Origin of the sequence: Halorientalis pallida (assembly GCF_004118325.1) — an archaeon.
Classification (GTDB): Archaea; Halobacteriota; Halobacteria; order Halobacteriales; family Haloarculaceae; genus Halorientalis; species Halorientalis pallida.
This window is the reverse complement of sequence record NZ_RDFA01000006.1, coordinates 213611-230413: the sequence shown is the minus strand read 5'-3', so window position 1 is coordinate 230413 and position 16803 is coordinate 213611. Positions and strand designations below refer to the sequence as shown.

The 16803-nt window shown below is 62.4% G+C and carries 16 protein-coding genes; 7 read left to right on the top strand and 9 right to left on the bottom strand.

Annotated elements, in window-relative coordinates; genetic code table 11:
- Window positions 1–2: 2 nt before the first annotated feature.
- Window positions 3–773: a hypothetical protein gene (locus EAF64_RS16810; protein WP_129070138.1), complete on the bottom strand. Its 771-nt coding sequence runs from the start codon at window positions 771–773 to the stop codon at window positions 3–5.
- Window positions 773–1747: a methionyl-tRNA formyltransferase gene (locus EAF64_RS16805; RefSeq protein WP_129070137.1), complete on the bottom strand. Its 975-nt coding sequence runs from the start codon at window positions 1745–1747 to the stop codon at window positions 773–775. The genes EAF64_RS16810 and EAF64_RS16805 overlap by 1 nt, the downstream gene beginning before the upstream one ends.
- 118 nt (window positions 1748–1865) lie before the next feature.
- Between EAF64_RS16805 and EAF64_RS16800 the strand changes: the two genes are divergently transcribed.
- Complete coding sequence (locus EAF64_RS16800; RefSeq protein ID WP_193767736.1) at window positions 1866–2774, top strand: NAD-dependent epimerase/dehydratase family protein; 909 nt, start codon at window positions 1866–1868, stop codon at window positions 2772–2774.
- Window positions 2774–4717 carry an asparagine synthase (glutamine-hydrolyzing) gene (asnB, locus tag EAF64_RS16795; RefSeq protein WP_129070135.1) on the top strand — a complete coding sequence of 648 codons (1944 nt, stop codon included), beginning with the start codon at window positions 2774–2776 and terminating at the stop codon, window positions 4715–4717. Before EAF64_RS16800 ends, asnB begins: the two co-directional genes overlap by 1 nt.
- Window positions 4718–4741: 24 nt before the next feature.
- Here the strand turns inward: asnB and EAF64_RS16790 are convergent, their stop codons facing one another.
- On the bottom strand, window positions 4742–6082 hold the full coding sequence (locus tag EAF64_RS16790) for a nucleotide sugar dehydrogenase (RefSeq protein ID WP_129070134.1): 1341 nt from the start codon (window positions 6080–6082) through the stop codon (window positions 4742–4744).
- A 99-nt stretch (window positions 6083–6181) separates the two neighbouring features.
- On the opposite strand from EAF64_RS16790, the gene EAF64_RS16785 reads away from it, so the two are divergent.
- Window positions 6182–7303, top strand: coding sequence for a DegT/DnrJ/EryC1/StrS family aminotransferase (locus EAF64_RS16785; protein ID WP_193767735.1), 1122 nt, complete (start codon window positions 6182–6184; stop codon window positions 7301–7303).
- Between the two features lie 24 nt (window positions 7304–7327).
- Here EAF64_RS16785 and EAF64_RS16780 read toward each other — a convergent pair whose 3' ends face one another.
- Window positions 7328–9142 (bottom strand): ABC transporter ATP-binding protein, encoded by a 1815-nt coding sequence (locus tag EAF64_RS16780; RefSeq protein ID WP_129070132.1) that lies wholly within the window; start codon window positions 9140–9142, stop codon window positions 7328–7330.
- Between the two features lie 261 nt (window positions 9143–9403).
- Between EAF64_RS16780 and EAF64_RS16775 the strand changes: the two genes are divergently transcribed.
- Both EAF64_RS16775 and EAF64_RS16770 read left to right on the top strand, forming a co-directional pair.
- Window positions 9404–10420, top strand: a complete 1017-nt coding sequence (locus tag EAF64_RS16775) for an NAD-dependent epimerase/dehydratase family protein (protein WP_129070131.1) — start codon at window positions 9404–9406, stop codon at window positions 10418–10420.
- A complete protein-coding gene (locus EAF64_RS16770) occupies window positions 10417–11436 on the top strand; it encodes an NAD-dependent epimerase/dehydratase family protein (RefSeq protein WP_129070130.1) in 1020 nt (339 codons plus the stop codon). Before EAF64_RS16775 ends, EAF64_RS16770 begins: the two co-directional genes overlap by 4 nt.
- Before the next feature lie 31 nt (window positions 11437–11467).
- Here EAF64_RS16770 and EAF64_RS16765 read toward each other — a convergent pair whose 3' ends face one another.
- The gene (locus tag EAF64_RS16765; protein ID WP_129070129.1) at window positions 11468–12460 is read right to left on the bottom strand and encodes an NAD-dependent epimerase/dehydratase family protein; all 993 of its coding nucleotides are present in this window, start codon (window positions 12458–12460) and stop codon (window positions 11468–11470) included.
- A 127-nt stretch (window positions 12461–12587) separates the two neighbouring features.
- Here EAF64_RS16765 and EAF64_RS16760 point away from each other — a divergent pair, with 127 nt between their 5' ends.
- Together EAF64_RS16760 and EAF64_RS16755 are read left to right on the top strand one after the other, a co-directional pair.
- Complete coding sequence (locus EAF64_RS16760; RefSeq protein ID WP_129070128.1) at window positions 12588–13673, top strand: guanosine monophosphate reductase; 1086 nt, start codon at window positions 12588–12590, stop codon at window positions 13671–13673.
- Between the two features lie 42 nt (window positions 13674–13715).
- Complete coding sequence (locus EAF64_RS16755) at window positions 13716–13889, top strand: antitoxin VapB family protein (RefSeq protein WP_129070127.1); 174 nt, start codon at window positions 13716–13718, stop codon at window positions 13887–13889.
- 30 nt (window positions 13890–13919) lie between these two features.
- Here EAF64_RS16755 and EAF64_RS16750 read toward each other — a convergent pair whose 3' ends face one another.
- Genes EAF64_RS16750 through EAF64_RS16735 form a run of 4 tightly spaced genes read right to left on the bottom strand, consistent with a single transcriptional unit; the run spans window position 13920 to window position 16728 of the window.
- Window positions 13920–14261, bottom strand: coding sequence for a DUF5615 family PIN-like protein (locus EAF64_RS16750; protein WP_129070126.1), 342 nt, complete (start codon window positions 14259–14261; stop codon window positions 13920–13922).
- Window positions 14262–14264: 3 nt separating this feature from the next.
- Complete coding sequence (locus EAF64_RS16745) at window positions 14265–14543, bottom strand: DUF433 domain-containing protein (protein WP_129070125.1); 279 nt, start codon at window positions 14541–14543, stop codon at window positions 14265–14267.
- A 58-nt stretch (window positions 14544–14601) separates the two neighbouring features.
- The gene (locus EAF64_RS16740; protein ID WP_129070124.1) at window positions 14602–15546 is read right to left on the bottom strand and encodes an NAD-dependent epimerase/dehydratase family protein; all 945 of its coding nucleotides are present in this window, start codon (window positions 15544–15546) and stop codon (window positions 14602–14604) included.
- A gap of 3 nt (window positions 15547–15549) precedes the next feature.
- Window positions 15550–16728 (bottom strand): NAD-dependent epimerase/dehydratase family protein, encoded by a 1179-nt coding sequence (locus EAF64_RS16735; protein ID WP_129070123.1) that lies wholly within the window; start codon window positions 16726–16728, stop codon window positions 15550–15552.
- Between the last annotated feature and the right edge of the window lie 75 nt (window positions 16729–16803).

The window sequence follows — 16803 nt, the reverse complement described above, 5'->3', positions numbered from 1 at the left end:
GGTCAGTACAGCGGGCCGTCGTCGTCCAGTCGCCCGATTCCCAGCGGCGATTCCCAGGTCCGATCCGTCCTGGCCAGGTGCTCGTCGATCCCCACCGCGTGGTAGTCACGCTCCTCCCGGAGACGGTCGACGGCCCAGGCGTCCCGCTCGCCCCAGAGGACCGGATGGGTGAGCACCTGCAACGGATCTGGGACCCCATCGGCGAAAGGATGGGTCTCGCGCCAGCGCTGGTTCGAGTCCGCGCGGTACTCCACCGTCTCGAAAAACCGTGGCTCGTAGGTGCTCACGAAGTCCTCGAACGTCTCCCGCAGGATCCAATCCGGCGGATTGTGGAAGGAGACGACGTCGACGCTCGTCCCGGCGGCTTCTCCGAGAATCCGGCCTTCACGATCGACCCGTTCCGCAACCTTCTCGAGCGGCGTCGATTCGTCCACGTCGTACTGGTGCGTGCTAAAGTGTAGCCCGATTTCGTGGCCGAGGTCAGCCAGTTTCTCGATTGCAGACCGTACCGCCTCTGTCTGAGGGTTGTAGAACGGCGACGTCACCAGGAAAAAATACGTAGCGGTGACGTCGTGCTCGGCCTCGATCCGGCCGAGTTCGACCGCTTTTCGCGGGGACCAGTCCACGTCGTGTCGGTACAGGACCGTCCCCCCATCAACGTCGTCCTCGAAGGTCCGGAACTTCCGATCCTCGGACTGAAGGAGCTTGAGCAGCGACTCGTACCACTCGAAGGTGAAGCTAACGTCGTCGATGGGATCGGTTGTGCCGGTCATCACTCGGCCTCCGGTGCGTCTACACGGGTTCGCTCACCGAGGGATGCCAACTGATCGCCCTCGGTCGGGGTCCACGATTCGGCCTCCCAGTCGGTGACCAAGAGCGTGCCGTCAGCCGTCTTCACGACGAAATCGCCGGTGGTCACGAACGACTGGACGACGGTCCCCGGAGCCTCGTTGAACACGAAGTCGTCGGAGAAAGGGATCGCCTCCCAGATCATGATCCGCACGCCCTCGTGTTCGGTGAACGCGCCCGGATAGGGGGCGGCGACGGCGCGGACGAGGTCGTAAATCTCCCGAGTTCCGTTCTGCCAGTTGATCGCCCCGTCCTCAGGCGTCCGTTTCGGGTAGTAGGTCGGCTCTCCCTCCTGTTCCGTGTACTCGAAGGTCCCGTCGAGGATCGGTTCGAGCGAGTCGACAAGCATCTCGCTCGTCGCGATGGCGAGTTTGTAGTAGAGGGTGCGAATCGTGTCGAACTCGGTGATGTCGTACTTCACCGTGTCCACGATGTCGCCGGAGTCGACCCCGGCGTCCAGCCGGATGACCGACAGCAGGAACCGGTCTCGGTCCTCGATGATCGACCAGTTCATCGGGGAGCGACCCCGGCCCTTCGGTAGGCCGTAGGCGCTGCCGTGGACGCCGAGCGCCCCCCGCGTGAACGTCTTCAACACGGGCTCCGGGATCAGCCGTTGCCACCCGTTGACGATCAGGAGGTCGGCGTCCAGCGACTCGAAGTGGTCGGTGTCGGCCTCAGTCATCGAGTACGTCTCGGGGTGATAGACGGGAACGTCGTGCTCATCTGCTAGCGCGTCAAAGGATTGGTAGCCCGCGACGTCGTGGGTGGCCGCTTGTTCCTCGGTCAGCGTCACGAGTTCCGCGATCTCGACACCCTCGCGAACCAGGTTCCGTACGACCTCGTACCCGCCCTCGGTACAGCTCGCATAGACGATGTCGTGGTCACTGCCGATAGGCATACTCCGGAGTTATGCTTGTGGTTTATGTACTTTGTCCTCACCCTTGGCTGGCCCCCTCAGCTGGCGAGACACCTACCAGACCGAAGCAACTAAACGGTCGCTCCTCCGTACGTCGGCTATGCACATCGCCGTCTTCGGCGCCTCCGGATTCGTCGGTCGAAATCTTCTCGACGAACTCGGTGGAACGGACCACCACGTTCTCGCCTGTGACATCGAACCGATCGATCACGACGCCGACAACGTCGAATACCGCGACGTCAACATCACCGACGAGGAGGCCGTCGAAGACGCGGTCAGCGACGTCGACGCAGTCGCACATCTCGCGGCACACCCGCTCCCGGCCAGCACCGACGACCCGAAGCTGAACGCCGAAATCAACGTCGTCGGGACGCTGAATATTCTCGACGCCGCCCGAGAACACGATATCGAGAAGGTGTTTTTCTCGTCGGCATCGTCGCTCGTCGGAGAGGTGGAGACGGTCCCCGTCCCCGAAGATCACCCGGCGAGCCCGCAGTCACCCTACGGCGTCGCCAAACACGCCGTCGAGGAGTACCTCGACGTGTACAACCAGCTGTACGATCTGGACTACCTCGTCTTCCGCTTTTTCAACGTGTACGGTCCCTACCAGTACCCGGATTCGGGCGCGCTGGTGCCGGTCGTCCTCTCCCGGTTGGCACGGGACGAAGGCGTCTTCGTCACCGGCGACGGTCAGCAGACCCGGGACTTCATTTACGTCCGTGACATCACGGCGTTCATCGTCGACGGGCTGGAAGGCGACGTGACAAACGAGGTCGTGAACATGGGACGGGGAACGGACACGGCGATTCTGGACGCGATCCACGAGATGGCCGAGGTCGTCGGCGTCGAGCCGGAGATCGACCGCAAGCCCGAACGCCCCGACGAGATCGACGACTTCTACGCCGACACGAGCAAGTGCGAACGGCTGTTCGGCCACGCACCGGAGACGGAGTTCCGTAACGGGCTCGAACGCACCTTCGAGTGGTTGCAGGAGGACGCTGACCTGTAATGTGCGGCATCAGTGGGGTGGTCGGCGTCGACGATCCGTCGCTTCTCGACGAGATGACCGACTGCCTCACGCATCGCGGCCCCGATAGCAGGGGCACGTACCACGACGACGGGGTGATGCTCGGCAGTCGACGGCTCAGCATCATCGACCTCGGCGGCGGTGACCAGCCGATATACAACGAAGACGGTGACGTCGTCGTGGTCTACAACGGCGAGATCTACAACTACCGGCAGCTACGGTCGGCGCTCGAATCACGTGGGCACACGTTCACGACCGACACCGACACCGAAGTGCTGGTTCACGGCTACGAGGAGTACGGGCGTGACGTGTTCGAGCGGCTGAACGGGATGTTCGCGGTCGCGCTCTGGGACGAGAGCGCGGAGCGTCTGCTCCTGGCACGGGACCGCGCCGGGATCAAACCGCTCTACTACGCACCCCTCGAAGACGGACTGGCCTTCGCCAGTGAGCCAAAGAGCATCCTCCAGGGTGGCCTGGTGGCACCCGCCGTCGACACAGAGGCGCTAACCTATTTCCTTCAGCTCCGGTTCTCGCCGTCACAGACGACGCTGTTCCAGGGGATCGAGACGGTCCTCCCCGGGCACGTGCTGGAGGGAACACGGGCCGACGACGAGTGGACGTGGACGGATCACGAGTACTGGAACCCCGCGATGGCGGACGCGACACCGCCGTCGAACCCGGCTGCGGCCGTCGAAGACGCGCTGTACAACGCCGTCGAACGCCAGCTGGTCAGCGACGTTCCGGTCGGGTTCTACCTGTCTGGCGGGCTCGACACCAGCAGCGTGGTGGCGATGGCCGCCGAGATCAGCGACGAGCCGATCCAGACGTTCTGCATGGGCTTTGCGGACCAGCAGTGGGACGAGCGCGCCGACGCCAGGGCCGTCGCGGACCACTTCGGAACGGACCACCACGAACTCACGCTCGACGGGTCGTTCGTGCGGGACTTCCCGGAGATGATCTGGTACGCCGACGAACCCAAACGAAATCTCTACCCCTACTACGTCGCCCAGGAGATGCGTGAGCACGTCAAAGTGGCGCTCGGTGGCCTCGGTGCCGACGAGCTGTTCGGCGGGTACATCTACCGATACAGCCGCTTACAGGAGTACGAGCAGTTGCGCGACACCGAACCGGCCGACACCAGAGCGGGGATCAGCGAGACGGCAACACGACTACTTCGAGCGCACCTGTCAGCCGAGGATCTCGACGCCGACGAGGCGCTCGAGGACACGTCCCTCCAGCGTCACATCGACGATCCGGCACGCCTCTACGTCCTCCTCAACAACAGCGACGTGATCGGGGATATCGAGGTGTTTCGGGAACGGGCCTTCGGTGAGTCGCTCCCGGACGAGCTCGTCCCAGCGGAGTGGATCCGCGACCGCGGGGGCGGGGCGGGCGGTCAGTCGCTGGTCGAACGATCCCTCGACTGGGATTTTCAGACGAAACTGCCGGACGACTTCCTGCTGGTCGAAGACCGGATGAGCATGGGCCACTCGCTCGAGTCCCGGGTTCCCTTCCTCGACAACGATCTCGTCGACCTCGCGCTCTCGCTGCCCCAGTCCGAGAAGTTCGGGTCCGGGCCAATCGGCGGAACGACCGGGAAGAAGGTACTCCGGGAGGCGATGCGAGACCGGTTGCCGGCCGCCGTCTTCCAGAAAGACAAACAGGGCTTCACCATGCCGACGTACCCGTTCGTGCGGGACGAGTTGCTCCCGCACGCACGATCTATCCTCGACGACCCGCACATCGTTCGAGAGGGGTTCGTGCAGGACTCGTACGTCCGAACGCTCCTGGATCGAGATCCCGCGGAGGCGCTGACGCCTCACTACAAACTCCTCTGGAAACTCGTCGCCCTGGAGATCTGGTTCCAGATGTACATCGTGGAGGGTGCGGCCGGACCTGCGGAGATCGAACACTACTACAGCTGACCGGCCAGTGGCCGGGGCCGTCGGTCAGACCTCGCTCGTCCCGTCACCGATACAGGCGTAGGTGAACGCGGTCACGTCGGCAGGGTCGAAGAAGTCACGCCCGTCGACGAGGATCGGCGTCCGCATCGCGCCGGCGAGCGCGTCCAGATCGAGCGACTCGTACGCTTCGTGGCCGGTAGCGAGGACGACGGCGTCCCAGGTTCCGTCGGTCGGATCGGTGACGGGGCTGGCACCCGCCGATTCGATCTCGGCCGCCGAGAGAAGCGGGTCGTGTGCAGCGACGGTCACGTCGAGATCGCGGAGGGCCTCGACGAGATCGAACGCCGGCGCGAACCGCGTCTCGTCGACGCCCGGTCGGTACGTCAGCCCCAGGACCAGAACGCTTGCATCGGCGAGATCGACGCCCGCACCCCGGACGAGCGACGCAGTGATGTCGGCGGTGTGGCCCGGCATCCCGTCGTTGACCGCCCGAGCCGTCGCGAGCAGTGGTGTCTCTTCGGCACGGTTCATCACGAAATGTGGATAGACCGGGATGCAGTGGCCGCCGACACCCACACCCGGGTCGTGGATGTCACAGAAGGGCTGGCTGTTCGCGGCCTCGAACACCGTCGCCGCGTCGAGCCCCCAGTCCTCACAGGCTTTCGCAAGTTCGTTCGCGAGTGCGATGTTCACGTCCCGGTAGACGCCCTCGAACACTTTGACCGCCTCGGCGGCCGTGGCGTTCGGCATCTCGATGACACCGGGGTCGTTGAACTGCCGGTAGAACGACGCGGCTGCCGTCGTGCCCGCATCGCTCACGCCCCCGACGATCTTCGGATACGATTCCGTCAGGTCTCTGATCACCCGCCCGGACGACGTGCGTTCGGGGCAGTGCGCGACGCCGAAATCCTCGCCCGCAGTCAGTCCGTCCGGTTCGGCCGCTTCGGCGAACGGCCCCGCCGTCGTTCCCGGCGGAACGGTACTCTCGAGGATCACCAGGTCGCCTGCGCTCACCCCGCCACGGATCGTCTTCGCCGCCGCGAGGACGGGACCGAGGTCGGGGTCCGACGCGTCGTCGACGAGCGTCGGGACCAAGACGATGTGTACGTCGGCGTCCGCCACGGCCGCCTGGCCGTCGGTGGTCGCCGTCAGTCGAGTTTCCGCGTACTCGTCAAGTAGTGCCTGTAGCCCAGGTTCCGACACCGGTGCGTGCCCGTCGTCGACGGCGGTCACGGTCTCCTCGTCGATGTCGACACCGACCACGCGTGCGCCGTGATCGGCGAGGACGGCCGCCAGCGGCAGTCCCATCTTCCCGAGGCCGAAGACGGTGACAGTGATCGACGAGAGGTCGTCCGCGTCGGCCAGGCCGGCAGTCGCGAGTTCCATCGTGAGCGGGCAGTTGCGCGCCGATACAGTAAGCCCTTCTGGAGAGCACCAGCGCGGGAACCACCACAGCCAAGTACTCACTGACGTATGATAGACCAGATGGCAGATACGATTCCTCTCATCGAGCCGGTCGTCGGTGACGACGAACTCGGGAACATCGAATCCGTTCTGGAGTCGGGTTACATGACACAGGGTCCGTACGCCGACGAGTTCGAAGACGGGTTCGCCGACCGGGTCGGCGCCGACCACGCGATCACCGTCACCTCGTGTACGACCGGGATGGAACTCGCACTGGACGCGCTGGGAATCGGGCCCGGAGACGAGGTCCCGCTTCCGGACTTCACGCACCCAGCGACCGCCAACGCGGTCGTTCGCATGGGTGCGGAGCCAGTTCTCGTCGACGTCGATCGGGACACGTACAACGTCGACACCGATGCTCTCTCCGACGCCGTGACCGACGAGACGGGCGCGCTCCTCCCGGTGTCGTGGGGCGGCCAGCCGCTCCCGACCGACGTCGTCAACGACATCGCTGCGGCCCACGGCGTCCCCGTACTCGAAGACGCCGCCTGTTCGTCCGGGGCCGCCTACGACGGCCAGCCAGTCGGGTCACAGTTCGACGTGAGCGTGTTCAGTTTCCACCCTCGCAAGGTACTCACGACGGGAGAGGGAGGAATGATCACGACCGACGACGACGACCTCGAACGGGAGATACGTAGTGTCAAGAACTTCGGCACCGATCAGCGCGAGGGTGAGATCGGCTTCGTCCGGGCCGACGCTACCAACTTCCGGTTCAGCGACATCCTGGCGGCGGTCGGCGTCGCACAACTCGACCGACTAGACGAGATCGTCGAGCGACGCCGCGAGATTGCCCACCGCTACACCGATCTGCTGGAGGACGTTCCAGGCGTCACGCCGCCGGCGGAGCCAGCCCCCGCCCACCACAACTTCCAGAGTTACTGCATCTACGTCGAGGCCGGTGACGAACACACTCGCGACGACCTCATCGACGCGCTGGCGGAACAGGACATCGAGAGTCAGATCGGCACGTACGCCCTCCACCAGACCGACGCCTTCGCCGACGCAAAGCGCGTCGGTGACCTCGAAACGTCGCGGGCGCTGCACCACAACCTGCTCACGCTCCCGGTCGCCCACAGTATGACCGATAGGGATCAGGAGCGAGTCGTGGAGACGTTAGCAGCAGCACTGGAGTCGGCTACATAATCATCACGGGCCCTTCTGTGGCGATTACTTTCCCTGTGACTGGATCGCGTACAGGTCAGCGTACTGACCGCCGCTCTCGATTAGGGTTGCGTGTGTCCCGGACTCAATGATCTCGCCGTCATCAACGGTGTAAATCCGGTCAGCGTTCTTTACGGTCGAGAGCCGATGGGCGATACCGACGATAGCGTAGTCGCGATCCATGCTCTCGATGGCGGACTGAACCTCTTTTTCGAGGCTGGAATCGAGGTCGCTCGTGGCTTCGTCGAGGACCAGCACATCGGCGTCCTTCAAAAGCGCCCGTGCGAGTGCGACTCGCTGCCGTTGACCACCCGAGAGACGGACGCCCTCGTCACCGAGTTGCGTGTCGTATCCCGCTGGCATGTTCTTGAGGAACTCGTCGACCTTTGCGATCTCGCAGACACGATCGAGATCACGCCGAGACGCTTCCCGGTTACCGATCGTCAGGTTGTACCTGAGCGTATCGTTGAATATGAACGGATCTTGTCGGACCACGGCTATCCGAGAGCGCCACTCGTCGATATCCATCTTATGGATCGAACGTCCGTTTGCGCGGATCACACCCGAATCGGGCTCGTACATCCGTGCTAACAACGAAACGACAGTCGACTTGCCGGCCCCGGACTGTCCAACGAAGCCCACGAACTCGCCCCGTTCGAACGCGAAGGATAGCCCCGACAGTGCCGGCTCCGCCTGCCCGGGGTAGGAAAACCGAACGTCGTCGAACTCAACGGTTTCGACCGTTTTGGGAACAGATTCGTCCGCCGTGGTAGGCTCTTCGTTTCGTTCGAGTTCGTCGACGAATGCTTGCATCCGAACGAGGTGTGCGAGGTTGTTCTCAATCTGATAAAACGTTGAGTTGAGGTTACTGGCCTTCGGACCGAGTCGGAACATCGCAAATAGGAAGATCCCGAGCGAGCCGATCGACATCTCTGCGACGGTAATCGCCAGGTAGATTAGGACGAACACGGAGATTGCAGTTAAGAGATTGTAGAAATTCTTTATTCCCTGCTTGTTCCGACGCTGTCTGATACCAGATTCGGCAAACAGGTTAGTCGCCCTGATCAAGTCATCCAGCAACTCCTGTTTCAGCCCAAACAGCTTCGTGTCTCTGATCCCCTGTGTCCCCGACTGAGCGGCTTGCTGTATCTGTTCGTTCGCGTCCGCGACTCGATCGCCGAGTTCGTAGCCCGACTCGATCAATCGTCGAAACAGGAGCGAAAACCCGCCGAGAAAGACGATTGCGAAGGCCGTTAGGATTGGTGCTAGGATGAAGGCAACACCGAGGTACATCACCGACAGGAATCCCTGTTCGATGAAGTTCACGACGTGTTTGATCACTTCGCCGGCGTACTCCGCCTGCGTAACGATGGCATTGAGGATATCATCCGATCCTTCCTGGTCGAAGTACGCGATTCGCGAATCGAGTGCTCGTTCGAACGATTGGACCTGAATCTCTCGCGTGTAGTCGACAACCAGTGCTTCACGGAGCCACCGGACGACGAACGTCAGTGTCCACCGGACTGTCAGGACGAGGCTGACACCGATGACAACGAACCCCAGTGTGAACGGGAGCCCCAGCAATTGGTAGGCAAACACGAAGGCACCGAGGATGCCGTCGGCCTGCGCTGCAGGGTCGCCGCTGGACTGGACAATTTCGATAATCGGCAGGATGAAACTCAGTCCGATTCCCTCGAGTAGGGCTGCAAAGACACCACCACCAATGATTGCAACGGTAAAGAGTGGCCTGTATCTGGCAACGCGGATTAACGCACGGATTTTTTCACTTCGGCTGATATCCGTGTGATCCGTGTCAGTCACTGGAATAGAGTTTTTCCACACGTATAAAAGATATATGATTGCGCGACAGCGGACCAGGCGAGGAGCGAGGCAACAGCCATTAATATCAGTCAGGGATAGCTGTCGTGACAACGCATATAGATACTACTTATAAGTTTATTTTAACAAAATCATCGTTCAGCCCGGTTACTACCGATCTAAAACCACATCAGGACCTGAATTGGCGCGTTATCAGCGACAAAATGAAAGTTTATACCTGTACGGTACCGTTACCGGATCAGAATGGATCTGAGCGATTCTACTGTATTAGTAACCGGCGGTGCAGGCTTTATTGGTTCGTATCTGACGGAAGAGTTACTTCAGCGCGAGGCGGACGTTGTCATCGCCGACAACTTCTCACGCGGAGATCGAGACCGGATCGAACATCTGAAGGACCGCATCGAGGTGCGCCCCGTCGACCTTACTACGCACAAGGGCTGTGTTGATGCTACTGAGGGAGTCGACCACGTGTTTCACCTCGCAGCCTCGGTCGGCGGTATCCACTATATCCAGCGGGAGAACGTTGGAGGACTCACGCCGAGCGTCCTGATGAACCAGAACATGCTCGAAGCCGCACGGATTCACGATGTCGACCGCTTCCTGTTCGCTTCGAGTGCCTGCATCTATCGACAGGAACACGACGATCTGAACCTGTTCAGTGAGGAGCAGGCGGTCCCGGCGAACCCCCACAGCACCTACGGCTGGGCAAAAATACTCGGTGAAGTCGCGTGTGACGCGTATCACACCGACACGACGGTCAATACTGGTGCGGTTCGCATCTTCAACTGCTACGGACCACGAGAGAGCCTCGATCCAGACAGTAGCCACGTCATCCCATCGCTTTGTCGAAAGGTGATCGAGGAACCAGAGGGCGGGTCTATCGAACTATTCGGAGACGGAACCCAAGAAAGAGGATTCATTTACGTAACCGATCTAGTAGACGGGATGATAGAGGCACTGGAGAAGAAAACGGACGGCGAACCGATCAACCTCGGCAATTCTAACGAAGTCGTTACTATCAACGAGCTCGCGGAAATGATCATCGAGATCAGCGGCAAAGATATCGAAATTGGACACGACCTATCGAAACCGACGGGTACTGACAAATACGCCTGTGATATGACGAAAATGCGGGAAGAGCTCGACTGGGTGCCGAGCGTCCCGCTCGAAGAGGGGCTCCGACAAGTCTACGAGTGGGCAGAAGACCGACTTGACGGAGAGCAACGGACGGCAGCTACAGATGGAGGTGATGGTGAATGACAGAGTGGGACAGTGAGGACGTTCTCGTCACAGGTGGTGCATCGTTTATCGGTTCACACCTCGTTGAGGATCTGGTCGATCACGGTGCGAACGTTCGCGTCGCCGACGACTTCTCTAGCGGTGAGATGGAAAACCTCACTGCTGTCAGAGACGAGATCGAAATTCTCGACGGGAATCTTAAACACTGGGGCTTCGCGGATGAAGCGACCGAGGGCATCGATACAGTCTTCCACCTCGCAGCGGATCACGGCGGACGGGGGTACATTTCGCAGTACCCTGCAAACTGTGCCACGAACATGACACTGGACAATATCGTGTACGAAGCAGCCGCCAAGAACGGGGTTGACCGGATCTCGTTCGCCTCCAGTGCTTGCACCTATCCGACCGACATTCAAAAGGAAAAACGACGTCTCCGTGAGGACATGGTGAGCTTCGACGAACGAGGTGGGGCATACGCGGACGAAGTCTATGGTTGGGCGAAGCTCATGGGGGAGCGATCGCTGCAGGCCTACCAGGAACAGTACGACATCGACGCAAGCATCGTTCGAATATTCACTGCATACGGTCCGCGAGAGAACGAAACCCACGCCATCGTCGCGTTCATGGCGAAGGCCTACGCCAAACAAGACCCGTTCCAGATCTGGGGTGACGGTGAACAGACTCGGAACTTCACCTACGTCAAAGATATTACCAGAGCGATCCGTTTCGCAGCCGAAAACGTCACCGACGGAACGCCAGTCAACGCCGGTATCAGTCGGTACGTGACGATGAACAAAGCTGTCGAGTACATATTCGACTATCTGGACTGGGAGCCTGACGAGATTAACTATATGACTGATAAACCGGAGGGCGTTCGTCATCGAGCTGCAGATACCACACGTGCGGAGGAACTCCTCGGCTGGGAACCCCAGTATACCGTGGAAGAGGGGATCAGGAAGACTCTTGACTGGTATCTTGACGCCCGTGACAGAGAGTACGTCCAGAAAAATCTCGAAACGCTCCTACATGAGCGGTAAATCCGTATCGGTGGTCGATTTACCGAGGGTTTTACTGATCGGTTCCTTTCACGTCCGACAGTAGCCCGCGAACCGAGTCCTCGACGCTCTCCGACACCTTCCACCTCAGCCGATCCCGCGCAGCCGCCGTATCCACCCCGAACTCGTCGACCAGTGTCTCCCCACTGCGAGGGTTCTCGACCAGTTCCACGTCGGCGTCGATGCCACGTTCCTCACGAGCAATCGACTGCACCAACTCGGCCACTTCCATCACGCCCGGATCTTCGTCACTGGCGATCTCGTACTTCTCGACCCCGGTCTCCCCAGCCGCACGCTGTTCCACCAGCCGCTCTGCACTCTTGACGAACGCGTCGGCCACGTCCTTGACGTGGACGAAGTTCCGGGACTGACTCCCGGGCTCGTAGACAGTCAGTGTCTCCCCGGCCAGCGCCCGGTTCACGAAGAAGTTGATCACCGTGCCCTTCGAGACCTCCCGATCGCCGACCTCGTGGCGACCGTACAGATTCGAGATCATGAACTGGTGAGCCGGGAAGCTTCCGTCGGCGAACGTATCGATGGCTCGCTCGCCCAGCACTTTCGTCCGGCCGTACCAATTCAACGGATCGCGTGGCAGATCCACCGTAATGGGGAACTCCTGGGGGTCGCCGATCACGGCCATCGAGAAGGGGAAACACAGCGCCGCACCGGTCTTCTGACACCACCAGGCGACGTTGTTGGTGCCGGTGACGTTGACCTCGTAGGCCAGGTCGGGCTTGTCGTCGCAGTCGTCGACGCCGGAGATCGCGGCGAGGTGGAGGACCACGTCCGCGCCCTCCAAGGACTCCTCAAGCCGGTCGCGGTTGCGGATATCGACGTGGTCGACGGGCACGTCACCGATCTCGCGAAGGTCGCCGAGGTAGAAGTTGTCCAGCGCGGTAATCTCCCAGTCGGGATGGTCCTGCTGGAGCTGTGCGACGACGCGGCTGCCGATGTAGCCCGCCGCGCCGGTGACGGCGACGTGGACGGGCTCGGCGGTCTCGCTCATGGGCAGGATGTCCACGCGAGGGGTTACAAACTTCGTGGTCCGCGGGTGTCAGGTCAACACGTCGTGAAAACGATAGTTGACACGATCAGCGGATTTATCCGCTCGAAGCGACTGGTACTGTGCGGCCATGAACGAACCGCGAACCGGACTGAGCTACGGGGACGTGTTGCTGATCCCACAGCGCTCGCCGGTCGACAGCCGGAGCGACGTGGACCTCACCACCGACCTGACGCCCGGAATCGAACTGGACACACCGCTGGTCTCGGCGGCGATGGACACGGTGACGGAGGCCGAGCTGGCAATCACACTCGGCGAGGCCGGCGGGATCGGGACGATCCACCGCTTCCTGACCGTCGACGAGCAAGCCACGCAGGTCGCGACAGTCGCCGACGCCGGCCAGCCGGTCGCGGCCGCCGTCGGCATCGACGAGGATACCCTCGGGCGGGCCGGTGCGCTGGTCGACGCCGGCGTCGACGCGGTCGTCGTCGACGTCGCCCACGGGCACATGGAACGGACGCTCGACGCGGTCGCCGCGATCCGGGACGCGTTCCCCGACCTCGAACTGGTCGCGGGCAACGTCGCCACGCCGGCGGGCGTCGAAGACCTCTACGCCGCCGGCGCTGACTGCGTGAAAGTCGGCATCGGTCCAGGGTCACACTGCACGACCCGGAAAGTGGCGGGCGCGGGCGTGCCCCAGCTGACGGCGGTCGACGACTGCGCCGAGGCCGCCGCGGATCTGGACGTGACCATCTGTGCCGATGGCGGCATCCGGACCTCCGGCGACGCCGTCAAGGCGCTGATGGCCGGCGCGGACACCGTAATGCTGGGCAGTCTCTTCGCCGGGACGGCCGAGGCCCCCGGCGAGACCGTCGAAGTCGACGGCGTCCGGTACAAGCGCTCCCGTGGGATGGCCACGACCGCGGCCGCCGAGGACCGCTCGGACAAAGAGGAAGACGTAACGCAAGACGAGGGCGTGGAGGGGCTAACTCCCTACAAGGGACCGGTCGCCGACGTGGCCGAGGAGTTCTCCGCCGGCATCAAGTCCGGCCTCTCCTACTGTGGCGGCCACACCATCCCCGACGCCCGCGAGAAGGCCGAGTTCATCCGCGTCGCCGCCAGCGCCCGCGAGCGCGAGGGTGCCCACACCGACCAGGAGTGGGAGACCGTCAGCGTCGACAGCACGAAACACGCCCAGGTCGAGGGCGACGACTGAGTCGGCAGAACAGTTTTGCGAGCAAACACCCACACATAGAGTGTGAGCAAGACCATCTCGGTCTCCGACGAGGTGTACCGCAAGCTGAAACGGGAGAAAGGGGATCGGAGTTTCAGCGAGGTCATCGAGGATCGACTCGAAAGCGGCGGAAAACTGGCCGACGTGACTGGGCAGGGAATCTTCGAATCCGGGACAGTCGACCGAATTGAAGACTGAAAAGGAAGCGTCGGGACAGGTTCCGAACTGTCACAGCCACTGATCGAGCCACACCAGAACGTCCCGCATCTCTTTAGCTCCAAATTGACGGTCGACGCGTCTGATAGCTCTCGCAAAATCGCTGGGCGAAATCGCTTGTGACGTGTATATCACGAGTCCGGCGTGGTTTACCTGCTCGTCGAGTTCGACGAAATCCCGGTCGTTCGTGACCAGAACACGGTCCGAATCACCACACCACGCCAGTAGTTCCTCGTCGACGGTATCCTGCCCGTGTTCCCCGGCAGCAGTGACGACCGAGAACCCGTTCGATTCGAGCGCCGACACGAACGCGTGTGGAACGTGTTCGTCGGTACAGAAAGACAACCGTGCCATCGATCACTGCTCGACGTGGTCCGGCGTCGTCGCTCGTTCGGCGAGTGACGTTTCGAGCCGGTCGTGGCGGTCACGGATCATCTCGATCTCGTCGGGATGGTCGTAGTAGTACGCTAGAGCCGTGTGTACTTCGGCCAGCGAGATGTCGAGCTGGTCGGCCACGTACTCCGGTGATCGGTCCGCTTCGAGAACCATATCCGCGATCTGGAGAACGGAGATACGCCGACCGTCGAGGCGAGGATCACCGCCGAGTACGTCGTCCGTCCGGACGATTTCGGTCATACCCGGTAGTTGGGCGTTTTCCCCGATAAACTTGCGTGTCGTCCTGACCGCGAAGCGCTCACTCCGCGCCCGTGAACCGGTCGGCCAGGTCCCGAACGCCCTCCTGCAGGGACCACTCCGGCTCGAAGCCGGTCTCGGCCAGCCGGTCGAAGTTGACGTGATACGACGGGCCAGGATGTTCGTCTTCGAGGTAGGTCACGTCGACGGGGCCCACCTCGTCCCGCACGAGGTCGGCGATCTCGCTGATCCGGTAGTTGCCCGCGTTGGTGCCGACGTTGTACACGTCGTGACTCCAGTCGTCGGGGTTGCAGGCGGCGTGTTTGTACGCCGCGGCGGCGTCCTCGACGTGGATGAACGGCCGCCAGTTCGACCCGTCACCGTAGACGGTCAAGGAGCGCCCGGTCAGCGCGCGGAAGACGAAGTGGTTGACGACGAGGTTGAACCGCACGCCCGGCGAGTAGCCGTAGTTCGTGCTCATCCGCAGCGCGGTCCCGGCCATGTCGTGGTCCTCGCAGTAGTCGGCCAGCAGCGATTCGGCCTCGTACTTGGCTTCGGCGTAGGGGTTGATCGGGTCGGGTTCGACCGACTCGTCGATGTCCCGGCTCATCGCCCGGCCGTAGATGTTACACGAGGAGGCCGAGACGACGTTCTCGACGCCCAGTTTCCCCGCCGCCTTCAGGACGTTCTCGGTGCCGTCGTAGTTGACCGCCATCGTCTCCTCGCGGCGGTCGTGGGTGCTGGCCGCGCCGGTGATCGCCGCGAGGTGGATCACGGTGTCCACGTCGCGCATGGCGTTCTCCACGTCGCCGTACTCCCGCACGTCGCCACGGCGGAAGTCGACGCCGTCGTCGGGGTCGGTGGCGAGCGTCCCCAGCAGGGCGCGGGGTGAGCCGCTGGACAACGAATCGAGGACGACCACCCGCTCGACCGCATCGTCGGCTCGGAGCTCCGGGATCAGCGCGCTCCCGATGTACCCACAGCCGCCGGTGACCAGTACGTCCACGGCTCAGTCCTCCGACTCCTCCAGGACGCCCGGGAGGAACCGGTCCTCGTGGGCCTCGATGGTCTCGGTGTAGCGGGTCAGCGTCTCGAAGATGTCCCGGACGCCGCCCTCGAAGTCCTGGGCCTGCTCGCCGATCACGTCCATATACTGTGCGTTCTCGATCTCCATCTTGTGGGTCTCGTCCTCGTCGCGTGGGTTCTCGAAGTGCTCGACGGCCACGTCGAGGTCGAACTCGTCGCCCACGTGGGCGATGGTCTCGGCGATCTCGACGATGCTGATGGCCCGCGTGACCTGGTTGTACACAGTGAGGTCGTCGGGCCGCTCGTCGGGGTCGATCAGGGCCAGCCGCGCGAGCCCCTCGACGGTGTCTTCGAGGCTGATGAAGGGTTTGCGCTGTTCGCCCTTCCCGTAGACCGTGACGGGGTAGCCCGCGACGGCCTGGGCACAGAAGCGGTGGCCGACGGTGCCGAAGTAGTAGTCGAAGTCGAAGCGGGTCTTCAGCCGGTCGTCGGCCCGGGTCTCGTCGGTCTCGGTGCCGTAGACGATGGCCGTCCGCACGTCCGAGACGGGGATGTCGAACTGGCTCTGAGCGAGCCGGAGATTGGCTGCATCGTGCGATTTCGTCAGATGATACCACGAACCGGCCATCGCCGGGAAGGGCACCTCGTCGCGCTCGCCGTCGTTCTCCATGATGGCACCACCCTCAGGGATGGGGAACTCCGGCGCGCCGTAGACGCCGGTCGTCGTGGTCTCGATGAAGTGCGTGTCCGTGAGGTCGTGTTCGTGCAGGCCGAAGACGAGGTTCCGCGTGGCCTGCATGTTGTTGTGCTGGGTGTAGTTGGCCCGCTCGCCGTTGATCTGGGAGTACGGCGCGGAGGGCTGGGCCGCGGCGTGGACGATCACGTCCGGTTCGTGCACGGTGAGCAGTTCGTCGACGAACTCCTTCTCGACGAGGTCGCCCTGGACGAAGGAGAGATTGTGCACGTCGTGGGCCTCGCGGGCCGCCGCGAGGCGCTCGTCCATCCAGCCGATGGGGACGGCGCTGGTCGACCCGACCTCTTCGACCCACTCGCGCCGCTCGAAACTGTCGACCGCCAGCACTCGGTCCTCGGTTCTGGTCGCGATCCGGAGCGCGGTGGGCCACCCGACGTAGCCGTCACCGCCAGTGACGAGTATCGTCATTAGTTACTCACGTTCCGAGTAACCACGCGCGAGTAAATAGTTTGTGATCTGTCACTGCCAGTGGCTATCGGGAAC